A 24433-nucleotide genomic window follows, 5' to 3' on the forward strand; every position below is an offset into this window, starting at 1 on the left:
GCGCCGCTCACGTGCCGGCAATCGTCATCTGCTCAAGCAGGATCGAGCCGGTTTCCTTGGTGCCGCGCACCAGCGCATCCGCGCCGATGGCGACGATCTGCTGGAACATCTCGGCCATATTGCCGGCGATGGTGATCTCCTCCACCGGGTACTGGATCACGCCGTTCTCGACCCAGTAGCCCGAGGCGCCGCGCGAATAGTCGCCGGTCACGTAGTTGACGCCCTGCCCCATCAGTTCGGTCACCAGCAGGCCGGTGCCGAGCTTGCGCAGCATCGCCGGGAAGTCGTCGCCGGGCTCGGTCAGCGAGCTGGTCAGCGTCAGGTTGTGCGAGCCGCCGGCGTTGCCGGTGGTCTGCATGCCGAGCTTGCGCGCGGAATAGGTCGACAGGAAATAGCCCTGCACCACGCCGTCGCGCACCACGTCGCGGGCACGGGTGCGCACGCCTTCCTCGTCGAACGGGGCGCTGCCCATGGCGCCGGGGGTATGCGGCTGCTCGTGGATCTGGATATGCGGCGCAAACACGGCCTGGCCCAGCGAATCGCACAGGAACGTGGATTTGCGGTACAGCGCGCCGCCCGACACCGCCTGCACGAAGGCACCCAGCAGCCCCGCGGCCAGCGGCGCCTCGAACAGCACCGGGCAGCGGCGCGTGGACAACTGGCGCGCCTGCAGCCGCGCCAGCGCGCGCTCGGCGGCGTAGCGGCCGATATCCTCGGGCGCGGCCAGCGCCAGCGGCGAACGCTTGGACGAGTACCAGTCATCGCGCTGCATGCCACTGCCGCTGCCGGCGATCGGCGCGCACGAGATGAAATGGCGCGAATACGGATAGCCGCCCGAGAAGCCGCGCGTGGTCGCCAGCACGAACTGCGAATGCTGCGCCGACACGCTGGCGCCGTCGCTGTTGCGGATGCGCGGCGACACCGCGAAGGCGGCGGCCTCGGCGCGGGTCGCGATGTCGATGGCACGCTCGGCGTCCAGCGCCCACGGGTGGAACAGTTCCAGGTCCTGTGGCGCGCGTTCCAGCAGTTCTTCCTCGGCCAGGCCGGCGCAATCGTCCTCGGCCGTGAAGCGGGCGATGTTGTAGGCGGCCTCGGCGGTGGCGCGCAGCGCGGCCGGCGAGAAGTCCGAGGTGCTGGCATTGCCGCGGCGCTTGCCGATCATGACCGTGACCCCGACCACCTTGTCGCGGTTCTGCTCGATGGTTTCCACCTGCCCCTTGCGTACCGATACCGACAGGCCGCTGCCTTCGGAGATCTCGGTGGCGGCGTCGGTCGCCCCAAGTTCGCGTGCAACGCGCAGCACATCGGCGGCCATCTCGCTGAGCTGGGCCTGGGTGTAGGTGAAGTGCGCGGTCTGTTCTGCGATCTGGTCCATGCTGGGCGGGTGTCATCAAAAGTCCAAGCGGCAATCATAGCAAGATAAAATGCCGGGCATGACGCGAAATTCCCGTAATCCGAATGGCTCGCGCTTTCCCGGAGGCTTTGCGCCCGAACCGGAAGACGACGAACCGAAAAGCAAGTCGCAGCGCAAGCGCGACATGACCGCCCTGCAGGACCTTGGCGCCGAGCTGGAAGCGCTGGCCAAGGACCGCCTGGCGCGCGTGCCCATGCCCGAAGCGCTGGCCGACGCCATCCACCAGGCCCGCCGCATCAACAGCCACGAAGGCAAGCGCCGCCAGATGCAGTTCGTGGGCAAGATCATGCGCGGCCTCGAGGACGAAGAGGTCGAGGTGATCCGGCAAGCGCTGGAGGGCTTCAAGGGCACAAGCAAGGCCGAAACCGCCCGCATGCACCTGATCGAGCGCTGGCGCGAGCTGCTGCTGGCCGACGACGCGGCGCTGACGCGCTTCCTCGCCGAGCATCCCGGCATCGACGTGCAGGCGCTGCGCAACACCATCCGCAACGCGCGCAAGGAAAAGGAGCAAAGCAAGCCGCCGCGCTATTTCCGCGAGCTGTTCCAGGCGATCAAGACGGCGCTGGACGTGAAGGACGGCAAGGCCGGCGCCGCCGAGGACCAACCCCCTACCCCGGAGCCCGAGGCATGACCCAGACCACGCAGCCGGTAGTCCGCAACCATCCCGACGAACTCGTTGTCGGCTTCGTTTCGATCTCGGACCGCGCCTCGGCCGGTACCTACCAGGACGAAGGCATCCCGGCGCTGCGCGAGTGGTTCGGGCGCACGCTGACCACGCCCTGGCAGGCGGTGGAGCGGCTGATCCCGGACGAGCAGGCGCAGATCTCGCGCACCCTGATCGACCTGGTCGACGTGGCCGGCTGCGACCTGGTGCTGACCACCGGCGGCACCGGCCCGGCGCGCCGCGACGTGACGCCCGAGGCCACGCTGGCCGTGGGTACCAAGGAAATGCCCGGCTTTGGCGAGCAGATGCGCCAGGTCAGCCTGCATTTCGTGCCGACCGCGATCCTGTCGCGCCAGGTGGCGGTGATCCGCGAGACCGCCAGCCGCGCCGCGCTGATCGTCAACCTGCCCGGCCAGCCGCGCGCCATCCGCGAGACCCTGGAAGGCCTGCGCGATGCCGATGGCAAGGCCGTGGTGCAAGGGATCTTTGCTGCGGTGCCGTATTGCATCGACCTGATCGGCGGCCCCTATATGGAAACCGACGAAGCCGTGGTCAAGGCCTGGCGCCCGAAGAACGCCGTGCGGGCCAAGCCCGCGGCGTAATCTCACCAATCTCACCAATCGCCCGCAGGCGCCCGCCTGCGGGCTTCCCCCCTCCCCGCGCCTCAGCGCAAGCCCAGGTACAACCCCACCGGCACGAACACCACCGCGGCGATATTGCCCAGCAGCACGATCGACGCCACCTGGTCCGGCTCCTGCCGGAAATGGTCCGCCACCAGGAAGTTCAGCACCGCCGGCGGCAGCGCGGCAAACACAAAGAGCAGGCCACGCTGCAATTCGGTCAACGGCACCCACTGCGCCAGCAGCAGCGCCACCGCGATGCCCGTCAGCGGGCAGGCCACGGCGCCGACCAGGCCCATGCCCCAGTTGCGCAGGCTGACGTCCTTCATCCGCACGCCCAGCGCGAACAGCATCAGCGGCACGGTGGCGTCGCCCAGCAGCTTGACCGACTGGTAGACCGGGTCCGGCAGCGTGAACCATGGCCGCGCCAGCGCCAGCGCCACGCCCGCCACGGTGGCCAGCACCATGGGGTTGCGCGCGATCTGCGCCATCGACGCATGGCGGTTGACGATCTTCATACCGATGGTGAAGTGCATCAGGTTCGATGCCGCGAACAGCGCCACCGCCGGCGCCAGCCCCGCCGGGCCGAAGGCAAATACCGACAGCGGCAGGCCCATGTTGCCGCAGTTGTTGAACATCATCGGCGGCACAAAGGTGCGCGGATCGGCCTTCAGCAGCCGCGCCAGCGCCCACGCCAGCACGCCCGAGCCCAGCACCACCGCCACCGCGCAGCCCAGCAGCACCAGTTGGTCGGCCAGCACGAAATCCTTGCTGACGAAGGCCGATACCACCAGCAGCGGCGCGATCACGTCCAGCGTGGCGCGGTTGATGCCGGCCATGTCCGGATGGGCCTTGCGCCCGTACAGCCACCCGACCAGGATGATCAGAATGACCGGCGTGATGATGGAGACGATGCGCTCAAGCATGGGCAGGCGGGCGGGACGCGCCCCGGGGCAGCGCGCGGCGCCCGGCGGCGGCAACGTGGCCGCCCGGTGCGGGCGTCCCGTCGCTAGTGGTGGGTTGTTGTTCTGGGAGCCGCTGGCCCCGGTTATTGCGCGGGCGTGTCGGCGGCCGGCGCGTCGGCTGCCGGTGCAGCGCCCGGCGCGGTGTGACGGATAAAGTGCGTGCGGTAGTAGCGCAGTTCTTCGACCGATTCCAGGATGTCGGCCAGCGCCGTATGCAGCTGGCGCTTGATAAAGCCTTTGTGGATGGCCGGCTCCCAGCGCTTGCACAGCTCCTTCAGCGTGGACACGTCCAGGTTGCGGTAGTGGAAGAACGCCTCCAGCTTGGGCATGTAGCGCGCCATGAAGCGGCGGTCCTGGCAGATCGAGTTGCCGCACATCGGCGACTTGTTGGCCGGCACCCAGCGCTTGAGGAAGGCCAGCAGTTCGGCCTCGGCCTGCTCTTCGGTCAGGGTCGATGCCTTGACCTTGTCGATCAGGCCCGAGCGGCCGTGGGTGCCCTTGTTCCAGTTGTCCATGCCGTCGAGCACGGCATCGCTCTGGTGGATCACCAGCACTGGGCCTTCGGCCAGGATATTGAGTTCGGAGTCGGTAACGACGATCGCTATTTCGATGATGCGATCGGTATCCGGCTGCAGGCCGGTCATTTCCATGTCCAGCCAGATCAGGTTATTTTCACTTTTGACGGATTTGGTGGCTTGGCTTGTCATCGGGACTGCGGAAGATAGGGATTTCAGGGAAGCGGCCGCGGCGGGGCCGGGCGCGAACAATTTATAATTCTCGCATATCCGTCCGGAATGGCCGTTTGCGCACCTGCGCCGGGGCGTTTTCCGGATATCCCGGACCGCCGCCCGCCCCACCCCGGGCCCGGGGGTCCAACGGACGCCCGCCGCACAAAATGCCGGGCGCCCGCACCCACAACAAGGCTCTTGCCGATGTTCACGATTGTCTTTCTCGCCGCCCTGGTGCTGATGGTGCTGACCAGGCTCTGGCTGGCCGCCCGCCAGATCCGGCATGTGGCGCAGCACCGCAATGCGGTGCCGCCGCGCTTTGCCGACACCATCACCCTGGCCTCGCACCAGAAGGCCGCGGACTACACCATCGCCCGCACCCGGCTGTCAATGCTCGAGGTGCTGGCCGGGGCCGCGGTGCTGATCGGCTTCACCATGCTCGGCGGGCTGCAGTGGCTCAACCAGTCCTGGCTGGACACTTTCGGCCCGGGCTATGCCTACGGCGTGGCGCTGGTGGCCAGCGTGGCGCTGATCGGCGGGCTGGTCGACCTGCCGTTCTCGCTGTACGGCCAGTTCGGCATCGAGGAGCGCTTCGGCTTCAACAAGATGACGTTCGGCCTGTGGCTGGCCGACGTGGCCAAGATGCTGGTGGTGGCGTGCGCCCTGGGCCTGCCGCTGCTGCTGGCGGTGCTGTGGCTGATGGAGCGCGCCGGCTCGCTGTGGTGGGTCTGGACCTGGCTGGTGTGGATGGCCTTCAACCTGTTCCTGCTGGTGGTGTTCCCGACCTTTATCGCGCCGCTGTTCAACAAGTTCGAGCCGCTCACCGATGAATCGCTGCGCCAGCGCATCGAGGCCCTGATGAAGCGCTGCGGCTTTGCCAGCAAGGGCCTGTTCGTGATGGACGGCAGCAAGCGCAGCGCCCACGGCAATGCGTATTTCACCGGCTTCGGCGCGGCCAAGCGCATTGTCTTCTTCGATACGCTGCTGGAGCGCCTGTCGGGCGACGAGATCGAGGCGGTGCTGGCACATGAGCTGGGCCACTTCAAGCGCCGCCACGTGGCCAAGCGCATCGTCGTCACCTTTGCGCTGAGCCTGGTGTTCCTGGCGCTGCTGGGCTGGCTGGCCACGCGCAGCTGGTTCTACACCGAGCTGGGCGTGGTGCCCAACCTGGGCGTGTCCAACAACGCGCTGGCGCTGGTGCTGTTCTTCCTGGCGCTGCCGGTGTTCACCTTCCTGCTGGGGCCGCTGTCGAGCCTTTCGTCGCGCCGCCATGAGTTCGAGGCCGACGCCTTTGCCGCCGACCAGACCGATGCCGGCAACCTGGTGTCGGCGCTGGTGAAGCTGTACAAGGACAACGCCTCGACGCTGACGCCCGATCCTCTCTACAGCGCCTTCTACTACTCGCATCCGCCCGCCGCGCAGCGGATCGACCGTCTGCTGGCGCACGCATGAGCCGCGCCACGCGTCACCGCAACGCCGGCGGCGGCAGCCATGCCGGCAAGACCACCGAATCCGCGCTGATCATCGCCGCCCATGGCCGCCATTATGTGGTCGAGCTGGGGGACGGCACGCGCATGCATGCCTTCCCGCGCGGCAAGAAGAGCGACTGCGCGGTGGGCGACCATGTCAGCGTGGAACGCGCCGCCGCCGACCAGTGCGTGATCACCGCGGCCTCGCCGCGCAAGAACCTGCTGCACCGCTCCGACCAGTTCAAGTCCAAGCTGCTGGCCGCCAATATCGACCAGGTCGTGATCGTGCTGGCAACCGAGCCGGGCTTCTCCGAAGACCTGCTCGGCCGCGCGCTGGTGTCGGCCGAGGCGATGGAGATCCGGCCGCTGATCGTGCTCAACAAGACCGACCTGCCCGACCGGCTGGAAGAAGCGCGTGGGCGCCTGGCGCTGTACCGCGGGCTGGGCTACGACACGCTGGAGCTGTCGGTGCGCGCCGACCCGGCGCAGGCGCTGGCCGCGCTCAAGCCGCGCCTGGCGGGGCTGGCCAGCATCCTGATCGGGCAATCGGGCATGGGCAAGTCGTCGCTGCTGAACCTGCTGATTCCGGGCGTGGATGCGCAGACCCGCGAGATCTCGGCCAAACTTGACTCCGGCAAGCACACCACCACCTTCACGCGGCTCTATCACCTGCCGGCCGAATGGGGCACCGTGGACGGCCGCCAGGGTGCGCTGATCGATTCGCCGGGCTTCCAGGAATTCGGCCTGTACCACCTGAGCGAGGGCATGCTCGAACGCGCCTTCCCGGAGTTCCGGCCGCTGCTGACCGAGTGCCGCTTCTACAACTGCCACCATGTCAACGAGCCCGGCTGCGGCGTGCTGGCCGCGGTCGCATCGGGAGCGATCTCCGAGCGCCGCCACCAGCTCTACATGCAGTTGCTGCACGAATCCAACCAGCAGAAGCCGTGGTAAGGTAAGCGCACCTGGGTTACCCGGTGCGCTGCCATGAAACTGCTGCTGTCCGCCACTTCCCTCGTCCATGCGGCCCATTGCCGGAACGTCCTGCGGGCGGCCGGCATCCGGGCGGAATTGCGCAATACCTGGCTGGCCGGCGCGACCGGCGAGATCCCGTTCCGGGAGAGTGCGCCACAGGTGTGGCTGGTCGATGACGAGATGGAAGCGCAGGCGTGGGCCGTGCTCAATGCCGCCGCCAACCCGGCGCCGGGGCCCAGCTGGCAATGCCGCCACTGCCTGGAATGGCACGAGGCCCAGTTCGGCGCCTGCTGGCGCTGCGGCGCGGCCCGCGACTAGCGCGCCGGCCCACCGTTTTTTAAACGCCCCTCAGCCGACCCAGAGCGCCAGCGACAGCATCGCGAGCAGCAGCATCCACAGCACCACCGCGCGCCATACCAGGCCCACGGCCGACTGCAGCGTGCGCACGCCGGGCTCGGTGCCGAATTCGGGCGGCACCGGTTCCGGGCCGCCGTTGTCCTCTTCCATGCCGGGCGCGTAGTCCACGGCCGGGCCGGCCACGCTGGTGCGCAGCACCACGGTGGAATCGTCCTCGGCCAGCGGCGTGCCCAGGCGCACGCCCAGCGCCCCGCCCCCGCTGGCAAGCAGGATGCCGTTGACGGCATCGTTCCACTTGCGCGCATGGTTGCGCCAGGCGTAGACCGCATCCTCGAAGTTGCCGACGATGGCAAAGCCGATCGCCGTCAGCCGCGACGGCACCCAGTCCAGCAAATAAAAGGCGCGCGCCGCAAAGCGGCCCAGCGCGGGGCTGCGCTCGGCCGAGGGCTGGTTCCAGTGGCGGCTCAGGTATTCGGCGGTGCGGTACAGCACCACCCCGCCGGGGCCGACCGGCACCAGGAACCAGAAGAACACGCCGAACACATGCCGGTGCACGGCGACGATTGCCGCTTCCAGCGTGTGCCGCACGATCTCGGAAACCGGCATCTCGACGGTGTCCAGGCCGGTCCACTCGTGCAGCAGCGTGCGCGCGGTATGGACGTCGTCGCGGTTCAGGGCCTCGTGGATGTCGGTGAAGAAGTGGCTGAACTGGCGAAAGCCCAACGTCATGTACAGCACCAGCACATTCCAGGCGAGCGTCAGCGCCACGCTGATCGAGGCCAGCAGGTAGTGCACCACGATCACCGCCAGGGTCAGCGGCACGACCACGGTCAGCCAGGCCAGCGCGGCGTCGCGCGGCCGGCCGGTGTCGAAGGCGTGTTCCGCACGGTCGCCGAGTGCGCGCACGATCTCGTGGATCGGGTTGTTGCGGCCCAGGGCGCGGAATTGTTCAGCGATCAGCGCCAGGAGAATGGAAACAAAGGTCATCTTGGTACGGGGTGTTCCAAGGGCACGCCTGGCCCTTCCGGGCTTGCCGGCGATGTGCCGGCACAGGCGCAATGCATAGCGAGAAGATAGCACAGCGCTACCTGCCGGGGCCCGGCGCGCGGTGCAAAAAACAAAAGCCCGCCGGAAGGCGGGCTCTTGCATGCGGCAATGAACGATGCTCAGGGCAGGTCGAACACCAGTACTTCGGCGCCATCGCCGCCAGACAGCGCGACCTCGCCCACGGCTTCCAGCTTCGCTGCGTCGCCGGCTTCAAGCGCCTTGCCGTTGACCGTCACCCGCCCGCGCGCCACGTGGACATAGGCGCGGCGGCCCGGCGCCAGCGCCAGCGTGGCCGCCTCGTCGCCATCGAACAGGCCGGCGTACAGGCGCACGTCCTGGTGCACCACCACCGAGCCCTCGGCGCCGTCGGCGCTGGCCACCAGGCGCAGCCTGCCGCGTTTGTCGGCTGCGTCGAAATGCTTTTCCTCGTAGCCGGGGTCGATACCGGTCTCAGCCGGCATGATCCAGATCTGCAGGAAGTGGGTGGTGTCATTCGCGGCGTGGTTGTACTCCGAATGACGCACGCCGGTGCCGGCGCTCATGCGCTGCACATCGCCAGGGCGGATCACGCTGCCGTTGCCCATGCTGTCCTTGTGGGCCAGTTCACCCTCCAGCACGTAGCTGATGATTTCCATGTCGCGGTGGCCGTGGGTGCCAAAGCCCATACCCGGCGCGACGCGGTCCTCGTTGATCACGCGCAGTGGCCCGAACTGCACATACTTCGGGTCATAGTAGTCGGCGAACGAGAATGAATGAAAAGACTTCAGCCAGCCATGATCGGCGTAACCACGCTCTGCAGACTTTCTGATTTCAATCATTTTGATGGCCCTCCTTGAGCCTGTTTGCCCGCGAGCACTGGCTTGATAACCGTGTCGCGGCATACGTTTTCGCTTTTGATGCTAGGAAGTTTAGGGCTTGAGGCGTATATTTACGGGGATCGTCTTAGAAGCAGTCATTCAGAATTTCTGAACATGGCCCTCTCACTAGAATCCCTCGAAGTCCTGGACGCCATTGAACGCAAGGGCAGCTTTGCAGCCGCCGCCCACGAGATGGGCAAGGTCCCTTCCGCGCTGACCTACGTGGTGCGCAAGCTGGAAGAAGACCTGGACGTGCTGCTGTTTGACCGACGCCGCCACCGTGCCGAGCTGACGCCGGCCGGCCGCGCCCTGCTCGATGAGGGCCGCCACCTGCTCCATGCCGCCGATGACCTGGCACGGCGCGTCAAGCGCCTGGCCACCGGCTGGGAGGCCACCCTCACCATCGTGGTCGACGACCTGATCAACTTCCGCGCGCTGCTGCCGGTGATCCACGACTTCTATGCCGAGAACACCGCCACCCGGCTGCGCTTTTCCAAGGAAGTGCTGGGCGGCGCCTGGGATGCGCTGGTCAGCAACCGCGCCGACCTGGTGATCGGCGGCGCCTACGATGCGCCCAGCACGCAGGGCTTCCAGATCCGGCCGCTGGGCTCGATGCCGTTCGTGTTTGCGGTGGCGGCGCACCATCCGCTAGCCACCGAGGAAGGCCCGCTCACCACCATCCAGATCGCCAGGCACCGCATCGTCGCGGTGGGCGACACCTCGCGCAACCTGCCAGCACGCACCCACGGCGTCCTGGCCGGCCAGGACGTACTGGTGGTGCCCACCATGCGCGACAAGCTGGAAGCGCAGATCCGCGGGCTGGGCTGCGGCTGGCTGCCGGCGCCGATGGCGCAACCCCATATCGAAAGCGGCGTGCTGCAGGCGCGCGAGACCGTCGAGGTGCGCGCGCCCGGCAACTTCAAGGTAGCCTGGCGCACCAGCAACCGCGGCAAGGCGCTGCAGTGGTGGGCCAGCAAGCTGGAAGACCCGCGCCTGGCGCAGGCGCTGCTGCAGCAACCCGACTTCGCCGGCTGAGGGCAGGCCTCATGGTAGTGACGGCAGTACCGACGGTTGCCGGGGCAGCCGGCTATCGCGGCCGCTTCGCCCCCTCGCCCACCGGGCCACTGCATATGGGCTCGCTGGTCACCGCGCTGGCCAGCTGGCTGGATGCGCGGGCGCACGGCGGCCAGTGGCTGGTGCGCATCGAGGACATCGACATGCCGCGCTGCGTGCGCGGCGCGGACGACGACATCCTGCTCACACTGGAACGCCTGGGCATGACGTCGGACGAGCCGCCGGTATGGCAGAGCCGGCGTGAACCGTTCTATGCCGATGCGCTGCGCCGCCTAGACGCCGCCGGGCAACTCTACCCCTGCGGCTGTTCGCGCAAGGAGATCGCCGATTCGCTGGTGCACGTGCGCGAGCGGCACCAGACCCTGGGCTATCCCGGCACTTGCCGCCACGGCCTGAACGGCAAGCTGCCGCGCGCCTGGCGCGTGCGCGTGCCGGACGGCCCAGCCGCCACCCTGTGCTTCGACGACCGCTGGCAGGGCCGCCAGTGCCAGGACCTGGAAACCGAACTGGGCGACTTCGTGCTGCGCCGCGCGGACGGGCTGTGGGCGTATCAACTGGCGGTAGTGGTGGATGACGGCCTGCAGGGCATCACGCATATCGTGCGCGGCGCCGACCTGCTCGACTCCACGCCGCGCCAGATCCACCTGCAGCACCTGCTGGGCCTGCCCACGCCGGCCTACCTGCACGTGCCGGTGGTGGCCAACCAGACCGGCGAGAAGCTGAGCAAGCAAAGCGGTGCGCAGGCAATCGACACCACCGCACCGCTGGACGCGCTGCGCGAAGCCGGCACCCACCTGGGGTTGTCGAACCACGCGGAGAGTGTGAACGACTGGCTTGCGCGTGCCACCGACGGGTGGCGCCAACTGCTGGCCAGGCTGCCGCAGCCCCTGCGCGGCTAGCGTCCCTCAAAAAGCAAATGGCCCGCGCAAGCGGGCCATTTTCAGCTACGGCAGGATCAGATCAGGACTTGCGCGGCACGCCACCCAGCAGGGCAGCCACCGGCCGCTTGGGCGCCTGGCGGCCGCGGCTCAGCGCAGCGGCCACTTCATCGGCCGCCTTGGCCTGGGCGACACTGGCGGCGCTGGGCTCGTACGGGCGCGAGAAGAACGGATCATCCGAGGCACGGAACACCTGGCGGTTGGCGCTGTGCTCGTGGCGGCGCGGACGCTCTTCGCCCTCGCCGTTGCCGCGCGCGCGGCGCACGTCACTACGCTCGCGGCGGCGCTCGGTGTCGCCCTGGCGGGCGCGCTCGCCGGTCGGGTCGAAGCCTTCCAGCTTGCCGCGCGGGATGCTGCGCTTGATCAGCTTCTCGATATCTGACAGCAAGCGCTCGTCATTGCCCGGCACGTAGATCGACAGCGCATCGCCGCTGGCGCCGGCACGGCCGGTACGGCCGATGCGGTGCACATAGTCTTCGGCGCTGTACGGCACGTCGAAATTGACCACGCACGGCATGTCGGGGATATCGAGCCCGCGCGCGGCCACGTCGGTGGCGACCAGCGCGTCGATGGTGCCGCTCTTGAAGCCTTCCAGCGTCTGCATGCGCTCGGTCTGGGTCTTGTCGCCGTGGATGGCGGCGGCGTTGATGCCCTCGCGCTCCAGGTGGCGCGCCAAGCGCGAGCAGCCGATCTTGCTGTTGACGAAGACGATGCACTGGCGCGACAGCCCCTGCTCGGCGCGCTGCTTGAGCAGGTGCACGACCGCTGCCTGCTTGTGGCCGTCTTCGACCAGGTACACCATCTGGCGCACGTTCTCGTTGGTCGAGTTGCTGCGCGCCACTTCAATGGTGACCGGGTGCTTCAGGTAGCTGGAGGCCAGCCGCTTGATTTCCGGCGAGAACGTGGCCGAGAACAGCAGCGTCTGGCGATGCGCCGGCAGCAGGTTGATGATGCGCTGCAGGTCCGGCAGGAAGCCCATGTCGAGCATGCGGTCGGCTTCGTCCAGCACCAGCATCTGCACCTGCGACAGGTTGACCGACTTCTGCTGCACGTGGTCCAGCAGGCGGCCGGGCGTGGCAACGAGGATTTCCACGCCGCGGCGCAGCGCATCGGTCTGCGGGTTCATGTCCACGCCGCCAAACACCACGGTACTGCGCAGGTCGGTGTGCTTGGCGTAGCGCGCGACGTTGTCGTAGACCTGGTCGGCAAGCTCGCGTGTGGGCGTCAGCATCAGCGCGCGCACCGGGTGGCGTGCCGGCGAGGCGCTAGCATTGGCCAGCGGCAGCAGGCGCTGGATGATCGGCAGCGCGAAGCCCGCGGTCTTGCCGGTGCCGGTCTGCGCGGCGCCCATCATGTCCTTGCCTATCAGCACGACCGGGATGGCCTGTGCCTGGATCGGGGTGGGCGTGGTGTAGCCCTGCTCGGACAAGGCGCGCAGGATGCGCGCGTCCAGGCCGAAGCTGTCGAATGTCTGCACGGCGGTCTGCCCCGCGGTAGTGGCTTCTGGTGCGTTCGTAGTGGTCATGGGTATCGGTGTCTGGCGGGAGGCGAACCCGGCACAAACGGATACGCGTCTGGAACTCATCTCGCCCTGACTCTCGCCTGGCGCCGGGAGGGTTCCGGCACGGCCATGCTGGCTGCAGCATTTGGCCAAGAGAATCAAAGACTTAGATTTTAGCACCTCTGCCAGCACAGTGGGCATTCTGGCAGCGCCGTGCGCCTGGCGCGACAGTAGGCGGCGCAGGCTGGCGGGATTTCAAGAAACTGTCATATCCGCCACGCAAGATGCCGGCGGCGCGGTGGCCACGGCCGGACCGCGCACCCCCATCTCACCGAGACCTACATGGACTTCGAGCTTTTCCGCCAGACCTGCCAGCAGTTCCTGCGCACCTCCAGCCAGTTCCTTGGCCTGGCCGCGGCCGCCTGCCAGCCGGCACTGCAATTGCCGGCCCTGCCGGCCAGCCAGCCCCAAGGGCAGCAGCCCGCCTGAACTTCAGCGGGGCCACCGAAGCGGCATCCGAATCACTCAGTCGCCGCGGATGCCGTTGTCCTGGATCACCTTGCCCCACTTGCTGTAGTCGGCCTTCATTCGCGCGGCCAGCTGCTCGGGCGGCATATAAGCGGCCACCGTGCCGGCGCCCAGTATTTTCTGCTGCACGGCCGGATCGGCCAGCGCCTACTTCAGCTCGGCCGACAGCGTGGCCACCACCTCCCTGGGCGTGCCGGCCGCAAATGACAGGATTACAGGTGCAGGGGCCCGGCCTGGAACAGGCGCGCATCCATTTCGCGCAGGTCCGGCGCCACGGCCACGGGCGTTGCGCACTGGTCCAGCACATCGCGCTGCAGGTCCACGCCCGGGGCGATCTCGACCAGCGTGAGGCGGGCTTCTCCGCCTGCGCCAGCGCGCATCTCGAACACCGCGCGCTCGGTGATGTACAGCACCGGGATGCCGAGCGACGCCACATAGGGCCCGTTGAAGCTCAGGTGCGACACCTCCGGCACGATCTTCTTCACGCGGCCTTCGCGCACGATCTGCAGGCGGCCTTCGCCGGCGCGGACTTCCAGCCCGCCCGCCGTAAGCGTGCCCATGAACACCACCGCGCGCGCGCTCTGCGTGATGTTGATAAAGCCGCCGACGCCGGCAATCGATGCGCCCTCGCCTTCGCCGAACTTGCTGACGTTGACGTTGCCGTGGCCATCCAGCTCGGCCAGGCCGAGGATGGCCAGGTCGATGCCGCCGCCCTCGTAGAAATCGAACTGCGCGGGCTGGTCCACCACCGCCTCCGGGTAGGCCGAGGCACCGAAACTGAGGCCATCCGCGGGCGTGCCGCCGATGGGGCCGGCCTCGACGGTCAGCGTGAAGCCGTCCAGCCCGGCCTGGTGCGCCAGCATGCCGACCGCTGCCGGCATGCCCACGCCCAGGTTGACCACGCGCGGCGCACGGCGCGCCAGCTCCATCACCGCACGGCGCTGCACGATGGTGCGCGCGTCGAGCGGGCCGGCAGCCACCGGCGTCGCTTCCGCTTCGACCACTGCTGCCTCGCCCTGCCACGGCGTCACGTAGGCCGGGTTGTAGGACTCGGCAAACGTCATCTGATGGTTGGCGGGGTTGTCGCAGACCACCACGTAATCGACCAGGATGCCGGGCACGTGGATGGCCTGCAGGATCTCATGGTGGTCGACCAGGCTTTCCACCTGCGCGATCACGATGCCGCCCGAGTTATGGGCCGCCTGCGCCATCGCGAGCAGCTCATGGTGGAAGGCTTCGCGATGCGTGCTGAGGTTGCCGCGGGTGTCGGCAGCGGTGCAGCGGATCAGCGCGCAGTGGATCGGGAAGCTCGGGTAGAACAGGTATTCTTCGCCGCGGAAGTCGACCGCATCGACCCAGCATGCCTTGCCCCCGGCAATGGCCTGGCGCGCGCGCTCGTTGACGGCGCCGCCGTGGTAGCGCGCATCCTGCGCGGTGCGCGGGTCGACGAAGGTGTGCAGGCCGATCTTGGTCATCACGCCGGGCTTGCCGCCGGCGATGGCGCGGTACAGGTGCGTCAGCACGCCCTGCGGCAGGTTGTAGCCCTCGCACTGCTCCGCCATGGCCAGCGTGGCCAGCCGCGTGGCCGAGCGCCAGTGGCCGCCGACGATGCTGGCGGTCATGCCGGCATTGCCGAAGTGGTTCACGCCGCGCGCGCCGCGGTCGCCCTGCCCCGCCGAATACACCAGCGTCAGGTCGCGCGGCAGCCCGCTCTGCAGGAAGCGCTGTTCCAGCGCCTCGGTCACGGCCTCGGCATGGCCGGCGCCGACAAAGCCCGCGCTGGCCACGGTCCAGCCGTCCTGCACGAGTGCCGCCGCTTCGCGTGCGGTGATCACCTTCATCGCTGTCTCCGGTTTCGTTATGCCGTCCCGCTTCGGTGGCGAGACGTTTTTCGGTGCATTTCGTTTTTACGAAGCCGCCGTCGGCCCCCATGTAGAAAAGCCCCGCGTGCCGGGGAGGCAGCGGGGCTCAAATGGTAGCGGGGCAATCTGCTCGATCACCCGCGCCTTGATCTTGGCGCATCGCGCTACGGCGGGCATCCCCCAAATGTGGGCCATTGCCATGCCGCGTTGCCGGCAGGCCGCAAACGCGCCCTGCAAAGCCTGTCAATCATGGCCCTGTCACATTCCTGAAGGAATCCGGGTTTTCGCCGAGCGGGTTTTCGCCAGCTTCCGGCCAGCGGGCGAATGCGGTCTACTGGACTCACATCGACGGCTTGGCACCGCAAACGCCGGATCGCCGCAGCCGATGGTGCCTCAGAACAAGTCCAATGACCGGGAGACAGACCATGGTGACGAAGAAAGAAGACGCTTTCGTACTGAAGAACCTTCTCGCCCTCGCAGCAGTGGAAACCCTGGGCGGCGCGATTGCCCTGGGCATGGTCTTCCACCTGATCTGATCTGGCTTGCCTGCGCGCCGGCGCTGCCACGCCGGCGCCCTGCCCGCTCACTCGTCGACAATCACCTCGAAGCCGCCAAAGATCATCCGCTGGCCGTCGAACGGCATCGGATCCATGCCTTCCTTCAGGCGCGGGTCTGCCATCGCCGCCTTCATGCCGGTGTCGCGCTTCTCCCGTGACGGCCACAGGATCCACGCGAACACCACCGCTTCATCCTCCTTGCGCTGCACCGCCATGGTAAAGGACGTGACCTTGCCTTCCGGCACATCGTCACCCCAGCATTCCACCACCTTCAGCGCGCCGTGCTCCTTGAACACCGCGGCTGCCTTCTGCGCCACCTGGCGATAGGTCTCGCGAGTGGCCTGGGGAACGGCCAGTACGAATCCGTCGATATAGGACATGGGCTTCACTCCTGGTCAGATTGAATCGGGCGAATCGGATCAAACGCGCGATTGCGTCTGACTACCATAGTCCATCGCCACGCCCTCAGCGGGTGGTCCGCTGCCCACGCCGGTCGACCTCGAACACCATGTTTTCCCGGAAGCGCTGCCGCAGCCACTGCTCGGCCCGGCCCTGCGGCCGGCCCGACTTCGCCCAGATCAGGTCGACGCCGACCAGCCAGTCCGTGTACGGATAGGCCACCAGGTCCAGTTCCACCAGTTCGCCGCGCTCCAGCGCCTCTCGCACCAGTTGCCGCGGCAGCGTCGCCCAGCCCAGCCCGCTTTTCACCATCTCGACCAGCGCCAGGTAGCTTTCGGCGCGCCACACCCGCGCCGCGCGAAGGTATTCGCTGGTGGGCAGCTTGTCGGCATGCGCGCTGAAGGCCAGGCGCCGATAGGCATGCAGGTCGGCAAACGAGACCTGCTCGCGCCCGGCCAGCGGGTGTCCCGGGTGCACCACGTGCACCATGATCAGCTTGCCCAACTGCACGAAGGCCAGTTCCGGCGCGTAGTGCGGCTGCGCGAAAGCAATGCCGAGCTCGGCCTCGCCCTGCAGCACCAGTTCGCTGACATCGCCGTAGACCGGGTTTCGGATGGTCAGGTCGACATACGGAAACTCCCGCTCGAATTCGGCCAGCACCGGCATCACCGCGTGGTACGGGATCTCGATCGCCAGCGTCAGCCCGGGCGGGTTGGCATCGGCCAGGCTGGCGGCATGGGCCTGCAGTGACAGGCAGCGCTCCAGCACCGCTTCGGCCTCGGTCAGCAGCTTGCGGCCGGCCTCGGTCAGCGCCGGATTGCGGCTGCTGCGGTCGAACAGCGGCACGCCCAGGTCGATCTCCAGGTTGGCCACCGCCGCGCTGATCGTGGACTGGGTCTTGCCCAGGCGCCGCGCGGCGGCGGAAAAGGAGCCTGTCTCAACCACCAGGGCGAATACCTGCAACTGGTCCAGCGAAAAGCGCATGGTCACCCTCCCACTACCCATCGACTGAATCGATAGGTATTGATTTGTTGTACCGATGAAATTGCGGAGATGATGCCGCAACGGCCGAGGAATCACTAACCCACGCAAACCCGGCCGGCGCTGCCCGATCCGCCCTGCCAGAGGCGGAAGCGGCTTCCATCGAAAAAGGAGACAAGCCCATGAAGACCCCGACGCCGGTACACCCGGTCGATGAAATCCTGCCGCTGCGCCAACTGGCGAGCTTTGGCCTGCAGCACGTGCTGGTGATGTACGCCGGCGCGGTCGCGGTGCCGCTGATCCTAGGCAGCGCGCTCGGGCTGTCCGCGGCGCAGGTGGTGACGCTGATCAACGCCAACCTGCTGACCTCGGGCATCGCCACCATGATCCAGTGCCTGGGCTGCTGGAAGTTCGGCGCGCGGCTGCCGATGATCCAGGGCTGCTCGTTTATCGCGCTGGCACCGATGATCATGATCGGCAAGCAATACGGGCTGACCACGGTGTTCGGCGCGGTGATCGCCGCCGGCGCTGCCACGATTGCGCTGGCGCCGGTGTTCAGCCGCATGCTGCGCTTCTTCCCGCCGGTGGTGATCGGCAGCCTGATCACCATCATCGGCATCTCGCTGATGCCGGCCGCGGCCATCTGGCTCGGCGGCGGCAACCCGGGCGCGGCGGATTTCGGCAGCATGCCGAACCTGCTGCTGGGCGCGGCCACCATCGCCATCACGCTGTTCATCTACGCGCGCTTTCGCGGCTTTGTCGGCAACCTCGCGGTGCTGCTGGGGCTGGTGGCCGGCACGGCCGTCGCCATGGCGTTCGGGCTGACCGACTTTGCCCATGTCGGCAACGCGGCGTGGTTCGAGGTGAGCCCGCCCTTCGCCTTCGGCATGCCGCAGTTCGGCGTGGCGCCAACGCTGGTGATGATCCTGGCGATGCTAGTGATCATGGCCGAGACCACCGGCAACTGCCTGGCCATCGGCCAGATCGTCGGCAAGCCCTCCAGCCAGGAAACGCTGGGCAATCCCTTCCGCGCCGACGGCTTGTCGACCATGCTGGGCGGCATCTTCAACAGCTTTCCCTACAACGCCTTCATGCAGAACACCGGCCTGATCGCGCTGTCCAGCGTCAAGAGTCGCTACGTGGTCGCTGCTGCCGGCGCGATCATGGTGCTGATGGGCCTGTTCCCCAAGCTCGGCGCGCTGATCGCCTCGGTGCCGCGGCCGGTGCTGGGCGGCTGCGCCATCGTGATGTTCGGCATGACCACGGTGGCCGGCATCCAGGAACTGTCGCGCGTGAAATTCGACGGCACCCGCAACGCCATCATCGTTGCGGTGTCCGTCAGCGTGGGCGTGCTGCCGATGTCCTTCCCCGCCCTGTTCGAGCACGGCGGCACGCTCAAGCTGGTGCTGGAAAGAGGCATCTTCCTCGGCGGCATCACCGCCATCCTGCTCAACGTGCTGCTCAACGGCAGCGACGCGCAGGCCGGCACGGAAGCGCCGCTGCTGCCAGCGCAAGCCGAAGAGTCGACCCTTTCCTGATTTCTTTTCCCCAACCGGAGACCCCAAGCATGACCCGAATCACAGACCCGTCCGGCGCCGAACTGTCGCCGCTCGACCTGGAGATGCTGCGCCAGTCGATCGCGCTGTCCGATGCATCCAGGGCGCGCGGCCGCCATCCGTTCGCCGCGCTGGTGGCCGACCAGGCCGGCAATATCATCGCCAGCGCCGGCAACAATTCGATGCCGCCGGAAGGCGACCCGACCCAGCACGCGGAACTGGTCGCCGCCGCGCAGGCCGCCCGTGCGCTGCCGCCGGAACAACTGGCCAACTGCACCCTCTACACCAGCGCGGAGCCGTGCTGCATGTGCGCCGGCGCGATCTACTGGACCGGCATCGGGCGCGTGGTCTATGCGCTGTCAGAGCACAAGCTGCTGGGCCTGACCGGCGACCATCCGGAGAACCCGACCTTCTCGCTGCCCTGCCGCGAAGTGTTCGCGCGCGGGCAGCGCCAGGTGGAGGTGGTCGGGCCGGTGCTGGAGGACGAAGCCGCGGCACCGCACGCAGGCTTCTGGAAGTAGCCATCCTGCCCGCCGTCCGCCAACCCGGCGGACGGCACGGACCGGCGTTGGACATTTTGTCATCGACACGTCACCCCGCCTTCCTACACTCGCCTGCTCCGGCTCCCAGCAGCCGCCACACCCACCCAGCCAGGCGAACCCGATGCTCCCCTGCAAGCTCCCAAGAACCCTGGCCGCGACCCTGATCGCGGCGGCATTGCTCACCGCATGTGGTGGCGATGACGGCGGCGGCAACCTGTCGCCGACTGCGACGGCCACGCCGAACGCACAACCGGAACAGCCCGGCAAGAAGCCAGACAAGCGGCCCGACCCGGTGATCCGCTGCGCCCCCTGACAACGCAAGTCCCGACGCAATCCGACAAGACCATGGTCTCTCGCCGCAACTTCCTGCAAGCCGCAGCCGGCACCGGCTTCGCCGCCGCCGCGCTGGCCGCGTTCCCGCCCAGCATCCGCAAGGCCCTGGCCATCCCGGCCAACAATGCCACCGGCACCATCAAGGATGTCGAGCATGTGGTGATCCTGATGCAGGAGAACCGTTCCTTCGACCACTACTTCGGCACGCTCAAGGGCGTGCGCGGGTTCGGCGACCGCTTCACCATCCCGCTGCCCAATGCGCGCAAGGTATGGCAGCAACAGCGCTCCAACGGCGCCGTGCTGACCCCGTATCACCTGGATGGCACCAACAACAACGCGCAGCGCGCGGCCGGCACGCCGCATGCCTGGGTGGACAGCCAGCAGGCCTGGGACCACGGCCGCATGGCCAACTGGCCGACGTACAAGACCAATACGTCGATGGGCTACTTCAAGGAGAAAGAGGTCCCGTTCCAGTTCGCGCTGGCCAATGCCTTTACGCTGTGCGACGCATACCATTGCTCGATGCATACGGGCACGGACGCGAACCGTTCGTTCCACCTGACCGGCACCAACGGCCCGACCGCCGCCAACGTCGCCTTCGTCAACAATGAGTGGGATGCGATCGACGGCCTGCCCGCCTCGGCCAACACCGGCTATACCTGGACGACCTACGCCGAGCGGCTGGAAGCGGCCGGCATCAGCTGGATCTGCTACCAGAACATGCCGGACGAATGGGGCGACAACATGCTGGGCGCGTTCCAGCAGTTCCGCAAGGCCAACCTGGCGTCGGGCTTTCCGGTATCCAGCGGCGGCGCGCCGGGCGCGCCCTATGCCAACACCGGCCAGCCGCTGCCGTACCACGCCTACGATGCGGCCACCGACAACGCCGCCAACCCGCTGTACAAGGGCGTGGCCAACACCCTGCCCGGCACCAAGCCCGAGGAATACCTCGACGCCTTTCGCCGCGACATCAAGGAAGGCAGGCTGCCGCAGGTTTCCTGGATCAACGCGCCGTCGATCTACTGCGAGCATCCCGGCCCGTCCAGCCCGGTCCAGGGCGCGTGGTTCCTGCAGGAAGTGCTGGACGCGCTGACCGCCGTGCCCGAAGTCTGGAGCAAGACCGTGCTGCTGGTCAACTTCGACGAGAACGACGGCTACTTCGACCACGTCCCCTCCCCCTCCGCGCCTTCGGTGAACCCCGACAGGACGCTGGCCGGCAAGGCGACGCTGAGCGATGCCGAGATGCAGGCCGAATACTTCAACCATCCGGCGCCGCCGGGCAGCAGGACCCAGCCCGCTGCGGACGGCCGCGTGTACGGGCCAGGGCCGCGCGTGCCGCTTTACGCGATCTCGCCGTGGAGCCGCGGCGGCTGGGTCAATTCCCAGGTGTTCGACCACACCTCCGTGCTGCGCTTCCTGGAAGCGCGGTTCGGCGTGACCGAACCCAACATCAGCCCGTTCCGCCGCGCCGTCTGCGGCGACCTGACCAGCGCATTCAACTTCAAGACGCCCAACTCGGAAGCCCTGCCCACGCTGGGCGGCCGCACCACGCGCAGCGACGCCGACCAGCTGCGCAAGGCCCAGCAGGCCCTGCCCGCGGTACCGCTGCCGGTCGACATGCAATTGCCGCTGCAGGCCACCGGCACGCGCCCGTCACGCGCGCTGCCGTATGAGCTGCACACCAGCGCGCGCTGCAGCGCCGTGGGGCAGGTCGAACTGGTGTTCGCCAACACCGGCACGCAAGCGGCGGTGTTCCACGTCTACGACCGCTACCAGCTGGGACGCATTCCGCGCCGTTATGTCGTGGAAGCCGGCAAGTCCCTGACCGATACCTGGAACGTGTTCCAGGACAACGCCGGGCAATACGACCTGTGGGTGCTGGGCCCCAACGGCTTTCACCGCCATTTCCGCGGCGATACCAACCGCATCGGCGATACCGGCATCGCACCGGAGATCCGCGTCTGCTACGACATTGCCAATGGCGATGTCTACGTCGACCTGATCAACGCCGGCCGCAGGGCCTGCCACTTCAACATCCAGGCGCTCGCGTACCGAACCGATGGCCCGTGGCCGGTCACCGTCGGCGCCAACGGCGACAAATCCGTGTATTGGTCGCTGGAGGAAAGCGGTCAGTGGTATGACTTTGCGGTGACGTGCGACAGCGACCCGGCCTTCTATCGACGCTTTGCGGGACGGGTGGAGACCGGCAGGCATACGGTGAGCGATCCGGCGATGGGGTTGGTGACGCAGGATTGAGCGGTAGTTCGAGGTAAAAAAAAGGGACTGCAGGTATCAACCTGCAGTCCCTTTTCACATTGGTGGGCCTCCCGTGAGTCGAACACGGCACCAACGGATTATGAGTCCGCTGCTCTAACCAGGCATGAGCTAGAGGCCCTTGGAAGCGTTTAGTTGCCTTCCAGGAAGCTCTTCAGCTTGTCCGAGCGGCTCGGGTGGCGCAGCTTGCGCAGTGCCTTGGCCTCGATCTGGCGGATCCGTTCACGCGTGACGTCGAACTGCTTGCCGACCTCCTCCAGCGTGTGGTCGGTGCTCATTTCGATGCCGAAGCGCATGCGCAGCACCTTGGCTTCGCGCGGCGTGAGCGAGTCCAGCACGTCCTTGACGACGTCGCGCATGGAACCGTGCAGCGCCGCTTCGGCCGGGGCCAGCGTGTTGGTGTCCTCGATGAAGTCGCCCAGATGGGAGTCGTCGTCGTCACCGATCGGCGTTTCCATGGAGATCGGCTCTTTGGCGATCTTCATGATCTTGCGGATCTTGTCTTCCGGCATCTCCATCTTCTCGGCCAGCGTTGCCGGATCCGGCTCATTGCCGGTTTCCTGCAGGATCTGGCGCGAGATGCGGTTCATCTTGTTGATCGTCTCGATCATGTGCACCGGGATGCGGATGGTGCGTGCCTGGTCGGCGATCGAGCGCGTGATGGCCTGGCGGATCCACCACGTGGCGTAGGTCGAGAACTTGTAGCCGCGGCGGTATTCGAACTTGTCCACCGCCTTCATCAGGCCGATGTTGCCTTCCTGGATCAGGTCGAGGAACTGCAGGCCGCGGTTGGTGTACTTCTTGGCGATCGAGATCACCAGGCGCAGGTTGGCCTCGGTCATCTCGCGCTTGGCTTCGCGGGCACGACGCTCGCCTTCGGCCATCTTGCGGTTGACGCCCTTCAGTTCCTTCAGCGGCAGCACCACGCGCGACTGCAGGTCGATCAGCTTCTGCTGCAGCTCATGCACGGCCGGCACATTGCGCTCGACGATGGTGCTGTAGGGCTTGCCGTCGGCGACGATGGTGTGGACCCACTCGAGGTTGGTCTCGTTGCCCGGGAAGCGGGCGACGAACTCCGCGCGCGGCATGCCGCACTTGTCCACGATGGTGTTCAGGATGGCACGCTCGAGCTTGCGCACTTCGTCCACCTGGCCGCGCAGCGTGTCGCACAGGCGCTCGACATTGCGGGCGGTGAAGCGGATCCCCATCAGCTCGGCCTGGATGGCTTCCTGCGCCTTGACGTAGGGCTTGGAGTTGTAGCCTTCCTTCTCGAACGCGCGGCGCATCTTGTCGAACTGCTCGGCGATCACGCGGAATTTCTCCAGCGCGTTCTGCTTCAGCTCTTCCAGCTGGCGCGCGGAGGCACCGGCACCGGCGCCGCCTTCATCGTCCTCATCCTCGTCGGCGTCTTCCTCGTCGTCGGACTCGAGGTCCTCTTCAGCGGCAGGCGCAGCGGCGGCGGCCGGAGACTCGGCCACTTCCTCGGCGTTCGGGTCGATCAGGCCGTCGACGAATTCGTCGATCTTGATCTCGTCGTTGGCCACGCGCTCGGCATGGGCCAGGATCTCGGAGATGGTGACCGGGCAAGCCGAAATCGCCATCACCATGTCCTTCAGGCCGGCCTCGATGCGCTTGGCGATCTCGATTTCGCCTTCACGCGTGAGCAACTCGACCGTGCCCATTTCGCGCATGTACATGCGCACCGGGTCGGTGGTGCGGCCGAACTCGGAGTCCACCGTGGACAGGGCCGCTTCGGCCTCTTCCTCGGCTTCTTCCTCGCTGGTGGCGGACGGGGCATTGTCGTTGAGCAGCAGCGTCTCGGCATCCGGCGCCTGTTCGTAGACAGCGATGCCGATGTCGTTCAGCGTGGCGACCAGCGTGTCGATCGTTTCCGAATCGACCATGTCGTCCGGCAGGTGATCGTTGATTTCCGCGTAGGTCAGGTAGCCGCGCGACTTGCCCAGCTTGATCAGCGCCTTGAGCTTCTGACGGCGCAGTTCAAGCTCTTCCTCGGTGCCCTGCTGCGTCGAGGCGAACTCCTTGAGCAGGGCCTTTTCCTTGGCCTTGCGGTCCTTGGCCTTCTGCTTTTCGGTCTTCGGCGCCGCGGCTGGGGTTGCCGCCGGGCGCGCATCGTTCTCGTAAAACTCTTCAGTCACGTCGTCTGTTGTGCTGTCGTCGTGCTGCATCTCGGCCTTGGGCTTGCGGCCACGCTTTTTCGGCTCCGGCTTGATTGCCGGCGCAGCGGGACGCTCGGATGCAACGGATGCAGGTGTCGCGGCACGCGCCTTGGTTGCCGTAGTGGTGGTGCCGGCCTTGGCTTCCCCACTCTTGACGCCGGCGGCTGCCGCTCGCTTGCTCTCGACTTCGGTATTCTGCTGTTTCGCCACGGTGATACTCTTACCTTTCACTGGTGCAGATGCGGCGACCTTGCCGCTCGTACTGGCGCTCTTGCCGCTCTCGCGTGCCGAAGTCGAGGCCTTTGTCTTTTCGGATGTGCGAGTCCTGGTGGGAGTCGTCACGGCGGGCGCTTGCGCGCTACGCACGGACTTTGATGGCGCAGACCGGGCTGGTGTCTTGACTGACGCGGTCGATGTCTTCGCCGCCGTTGTTTTCACAGACGCCTTGCCGCTCCCTGATTGGGGAGCTTTAGAGGTAACCCTTTCGGTTGCTTTGGCCTTTGCCATTGGCACGCTCACTTTCACCAGAACTGGAGAGAAAGATTTCGCAATCCAAACCGGCTATTGTAGCACGCCACGCATAGCCGGCTCCCTGTCAGGTGAGGTTTTCACCTGAAA

General features: G+C 67.0%; 24 protein-coding genes and 1 tRNA gene. 13 read left to right on the forward strand and 12 right to left on the reverse strand.

Annotated elements, in window-relative coordinates:
• Positions 1–7 precede the first annotated feature (7 nt).
• Positions 8–1375: a metalloprotease PmbA gene (gene pmbA / locus AC1Q7H_RS00550; protein ID WP_013957507.1), complete on the reverse strand. Its 1368-nt coding sequence runs from the start codon at positions 1373–1375 to the stop codon at positions 8–10.
• A gap of 49 nt (positions 1376–1424) precedes the next feature.
• Between pmbA and yjgA the strand changes: the two genes are divergently transcribed.
• A complete protein-coding gene (yjgA, locus tag AC1Q7H_RS00555) occupies positions 1425–2045 on the forward strand; it encodes a ribosome biogenesis factor YjgA (protein ID WP_013957508.1) in 621 nt (206 codons plus the stop codon).
• Positions 2042–2680, forward strand: coding sequence for a molybdopterin adenylyltransferase (mog, locus tag AC1Q7H_RS00560; protein WP_211980014.1), 639 nt, complete (start codon positions 2042–2044; stop codon positions 2678–2680). Before yjgA ends, mog begins: the two co-directional genes overlap by 4 nt.
• Before the next feature lie 62 nt (positions 2681–2742).
• Here mog and AC1Q7H_RS00565 read toward each other — a convergent pair whose 3' ends face one another.
• A complete protein-coding gene (locus AC1Q7H_RS00565) occupies positions 2743–3624 on the reverse strand; it encodes an AEC family transporter (RefSeq protein ID WP_013957510.1) in 882 nt (293 codons plus the stop codon).
• A 122-nt stretch (positions 3625–3746) separates the two neighbouring features.
• Positions 3747–4370: an oligoribonuclease gene (gene orn, locus AC1Q7H_RS00570; RefSeq protein ID WP_492380824.1), complete on the reverse strand. Its 624-nt coding sequence runs from the start codon at positions 4368–4370 to the stop codon at positions 3747–3749.
• 225 nt (positions 4371–4595) lie between these two features.
• On the opposite strand from orn, the gene AC1Q7H_RS00575 reads away from it, so the two are divergent.
• Genes AC1Q7H_RS00575 through AC1Q7H_RS00585 form a run of 3 tightly spaced genes read left to right on the forward strand, consistent with a single transcriptional unit; the run spans position 4596 to position 7150 of the window.
• Positions 4596–5843, forward strand: a complete 1248-nt coding sequence (locus AC1Q7H_RS00575) for a M48 family metallopeptidase (RefSeq protein ID WP_492380825.1) — start codon at positions 4596–4598, stop codon at positions 5841–5843.
• Positions 5840–6811 carry a ribosome small subunit-dependent GTPase A gene (gene rsgA, locus AC1Q7H_RS00580; RefSeq protein ID WP_013957513.1) on the forward strand — a complete coding sequence of 324 codons (972 nt, stop codon included), beginning with the start codon at positions 5840–5842 and terminating at the stop codon, positions 6809–6811. Before AC1Q7H_RS00575 ends, rsgA begins: the two co-directional genes overlap by 4 nt.
• 33 nt (positions 6812–6844) lie before the next feature.
• A complete protein-coding gene (locus tag AC1Q7H_RS00585; RefSeq protein ID WP_010813618.1) occupies positions 6845–7150 on the forward strand; it encodes a putative signal transducing protein in 306 nt (101 codons plus the stop codon).
• A gap of 30 nt (positions 7151–7180) precedes the next feature.
• Here AC1Q7H_RS00585 and AC1Q7H_RS00590 read toward each other — a convergent pair whose 3' ends face one another.
• A complete protein-coding gene (locus AC1Q7H_RS00590; RefSeq protein WP_013957514.1) occupies positions 7181–8176 on the reverse strand; it encodes a CobD/CbiB family protein in 996 nt (331 codons plus the stop codon).
• Positions 8177–8355: 179 nt separating this feature from the next.
• Positions 8356–9054: a pirin family protein gene (locus tag AC1Q7H_RS00595; RefSeq protein WP_211980017.1), complete on the reverse strand. Its 699-nt coding sequence runs from the start codon at positions 9052–9054 to the stop codon at positions 8356–8358.
• 153 nt (positions 9055–9207) lie between these two features.
• On the opposite strand from AC1Q7H_RS00595, the gene AC1Q7H_RS00600 reads away from it, so the two are divergent.
• Together AC1Q7H_RS00600 and gluQRS are read left to right on the forward strand one after the other, a co-directional pair.
• Entirely contained in the window at positions 9208–10128 is a 921-nt protein-coding gene (locus AC1Q7H_RS00600) for a LysR family transcriptional regulator (protein WP_018311622.1), read from the forward strand.
• A gap of 11 nt (positions 10129–10139) precedes the next feature.
• Positions 10140–11066: a tRNA glutamyl-Q(34) synthetase GluQRS gene (gene gluQRS / locus AC1Q7H_RS00605; RefSeq protein ID WP_211980018.1), complete on the forward strand. Its 927-nt coding sequence runs from the start codon at positions 10140–10142 to the stop codon at positions 11064–11066.
• 61 nt (positions 11067–11127) lie between these two features.
• On the opposite strand, the gene AC1Q7H_RS00610 is transcribed toward gluQRS, so the two are convergent.
• Complete coding sequence (locus tag AC1Q7H_RS00610) at positions 11128–12630, reverse strand: DEAD/DEAH box helicase (RefSeq protein WP_176844223.1); 1503 nt, start codon at positions 12628–12630, stop codon at positions 11128–11130.
• A gap of 318 nt (positions 12631–12948) precedes the next feature.
• Here AC1Q7H_RS00610 and AC1Q7H_RS00615 point away from each other — a divergent pair, with 318 nt between their 5' ends.
• Positions 12949–13095 (forward strand): hypothetical protein, encoded by a 147-nt coding sequence (locus AC1Q7H_RS00615; protein ID WP_013957519.1) that lies wholly within the window; start codon positions 12949–12951, stop codon positions 13093–13095.
• Positions 13096–13131: 36 nt separating this feature from the next.
• Here AC1Q7H_RS00615 and AC1Q7H_RS00620 read toward each other — a convergent pair whose 3' ends face one another.
• The 4 genes from AC1Q7H_RS00620 to AC1Q7H_RS00635 form a co-directional block, all read right to left on the reverse strand.
• Entirely contained in the window at positions 13132–13263 is a 132-nt protein-coding gene (locus AC1Q7H_RS00620) for a hypothetical protein (RefSeq protein ID WP_256449251.1), read from the reverse strand.
• Between the two features lie 83 nt (positions 13264–13346).
• Entirely contained in the window at positions 13347–14975 is a 1629-nt protein-coding gene (locus AC1Q7H_RS00625) for an acyl CoA:acetate/3-ketoacid CoA transferase (RefSeq protein WP_013957520.1), read from the reverse strand.
• Between the two features lie 604 nt (positions 14976–15579).
• Positions 15580–15933, reverse strand: coding sequence for a DUF1428 domain-containing protein (locus AC1Q7H_RS00630; protein ID WP_013957521.1), 354 nt, complete (start codon positions 15931–15933; stop codon positions 15580–15582).
• 85 nt (positions 15934–16018) lie between these two features.
• Positions 16019–16936: a LysR family transcriptional regulator gene (locus tag AC1Q7H_RS00635; RefSeq protein WP_492380826.1), complete on the reverse strand. Its 918-nt coding sequence runs from the start codon at positions 16934–16936 to the stop codon at positions 16019–16021.
• Between the two features lie 179 nt (positions 16937–17115).
• Here AC1Q7H_RS00635 and AC1Q7H_RS00640 point away from each other — a divergent pair, with 179 nt between their 5' ends.
• The 4 genes from AC1Q7H_RS00640 (at position 17116) to AC1Q7H_RS00655 (ending at position 21620) form a co-directional block, all read left to right on the forward strand.
• On the forward strand, positions 17116–18471 hold the full coding sequence (locus AC1Q7H_RS00640; RefSeq protein ID WP_492380827.1) for a nucleobase:cation symporter-2 family protein: 1356 nt from the start codon (positions 17116–17118) through the stop codon (positions 18469–18471).
• A gap of 29 nt (positions 18472–18500) precedes the next feature.
• Positions 18501–19010: a nucleoside deaminase gene (locus AC1Q7H_RS00645; RefSeq protein ID WP_211980022.1), complete on the forward strand. Its 510-nt coding sequence runs from the start codon at positions 18501–18503 to the stop codon at positions 19008–19010.
• A gap of 142 nt (positions 19011–19152) precedes the next feature.
• A complete protein-coding gene (locus AC1Q7H_RS00650) occupies positions 19153–19344 on the forward strand; it encodes a hypothetical protein (RefSeq protein WP_153953661.1) in 192 nt (63 codons plus the stop codon).
• 32 nt (positions 19345–19376) lie between these two features.
• Positions 19377–21620, forward strand: coding sequence for a phosphocholine-specific phospholipase C (locus AC1Q7H_RS00655; protein WP_211980023.1), 2244 nt, complete (start codon positions 19377–19379; stop codon positions 21618–21620).
• 60 nt (positions 21621–21680) lie between these two features.
• Here AC1Q7H_RS00655 and AC1Q7H_RS00660 read toward each other — a convergent pair.
• Positions 21681–21759: transfer RNA gene (locus AC1Q7H_RS00660), tRNA-Ile, on the reverse strand.
• A gap of 10 nt (positions 21760–21769) precedes the next feature.
• Entirely contained in the window at positions 21770–24046 is a 2277-nt protein-coding gene (gene rpoD / locus AC1Q7H_RS00665) for an RNA polymerase sigma factor RpoD (protein ID WP_041228047.1), read from the reverse strand.
• Between the two features lie 19 nt (positions 24047–24065).
• Here rpoD and AC1Q7H_RS00670 point away from each other — a divergent pair, with 19 nt between their 5' ends.
• Positions 24066–24431, forward strand: coding sequence for a hypothetical protein (locus tag AC1Q7H_RS00670; RefSeq protein ID WP_035815784.1), 366 nt, complete (start codon positions 24066–24068; stop codon positions 24429–24431).
• Positions 24432–24433 lie beyond the last annotated feature (2 nt).

It is taken from the genome of Cupriavidus sp. GW823-FHT06D04, assembly GCF_058795055.1.

Coding starts and splice junctions, on each gene's coding strand:
- AC1Q7H_RS00615 (WP_013957519.1), top strand. CDS start 12,949: ATGGACTTCGAGCTTTTCCGCCAGACCTGCCAGCAGTTCCTGCGCACC.
- AC1Q7H_RS00640 (WP_492380827.1), top strand. CDS start 17,116: ATGAAGACCCCGACGCCGGTACACCCGGTCGATGAAATCCTGCCGCTG.
- AC1Q7H_RS00655 (WP_211980023.1), top strand. CDS start 19,377: ATGGTCTCTCGCCGCAACTTCCTGCAAGCCGCAGCCGGCACCGGCTTC.
- AC1Q7H_RS00635 (WP_492380826.1), bottom strand. CDS start 16,936: ATGCGCTTTTCGCTGGACCAGTTGCAGGTATTCGCCCTGGTGGTTGAG.
- AC1Q7H_RS00645 (WP_211980022.1), top strand. CDS start 18,501: ATGACCCGAATCACAGACCCGTCCGGCGCCGAACTGTCGCCGCTCGAC.
- AC1Q7H_RS00600 (WP_018311622.1), top strand. CDS start 9,208: ATGGCCCTCTCACTAGAATCCCTCGAAGTCCTGGACGCCATTGAACGC.
- pmbA (WP_013957507.1), bottom strand. CDS start 1,375: ATGGACCAGATCGCAGAACAGACCGCGCACTTCACCTACACCCAGGCC.
- AC1Q7H_RS00595 (WP_211980017.1), bottom strand. CDS start 9,054: ATGATTGAAATCAGAAAGTCTGCAGAGCGTGGTTACGCCGATCATGGC.
- yjgA (WP_013957508.1), top strand. CDS start 1,425: ATGCCGGGCATGACGCGAAATTCCCGTAATCCGAATGGCTCGCGCTTT.
- rsgA (WP_013957513.1), top strand. CDS start 5,840: ATGAGCCGCGCCACGCGTCACCGCAACGCCGGCGGCGGCAGCCATGCC.
- AC1Q7H_RS00575 (WP_492380825.1), top strand. CDS start 4,596: ATGTTCACGATTGTCTTTCTCGCCGCCCTGGTGCTGATGGTGCTGACC.
- AC1Q7H_RS00590 (WP_013957514.1), bottom strand. CDS start 8,176: ATGACCTTTGTTTCCATTCTCCTGGCGCTGATCGCTGAACAATTCCGC.
- AC1Q7H_RS00565 (WP_013957510.1), bottom strand. CDS start 3,624: ATGCTTGAGCGCATCGTCTCCATCATCACGCCGGTCATTCTGATCATC.
- AC1Q7H_RS00630 (WP_013957521.1), bottom strand. CDS start 15,933: ATGTCCTATATCGACGGATTCGTACTGGCCGTTCCCCAGGCCACTCGC.
- AC1Q7H_RS00585 (WP_010813618.1), top strand. CDS start 6,845: ATGAAACTGCTGCTGTCCGCCACTTCCCTCGTCCATGCGGCCCATTGC.
- orn (WP_492380824.1), bottom strand. CDS start 4,370: ATGACAAGCCAAGCCACCAAATCCGTCAAAAGTGAAAATAACCTGATC.
- AC1Q7H_RS00650 (WP_153953661.1), top strand. CDS start 19,153: ATGCTCCCCTGCAAGCTCCCAAGAACCCTGGCCGCGACCCTGATCGCG.
- AC1Q7H_RS00610 (WP_176844223.1), bottom strand. CDS start 12,630: ATGACCACTACGAACGCACCAGAAGCCACTACCGCGGGGCAGACCGCC.
- gluQRS (WP_211980018.1), top strand. CDS start 10,140: ATGGTAGTGACGGCAGTACCGACGGTTGCCGGGGCAGCCGGCTATCGC.
- mog (WP_211980014.1), top strand. CDS start 2,042: ATGACCCAGACCACGCAGCCGGTAGTCCGCAACCATCCCGACGAACTC.
- AC1Q7H_RS00625 (WP_013957520.1), bottom strand. CDS start 14,975: ATGAAGGTGATCACCGCACGCGAAGCGGCGGCACTCGTGCAGGACGGC.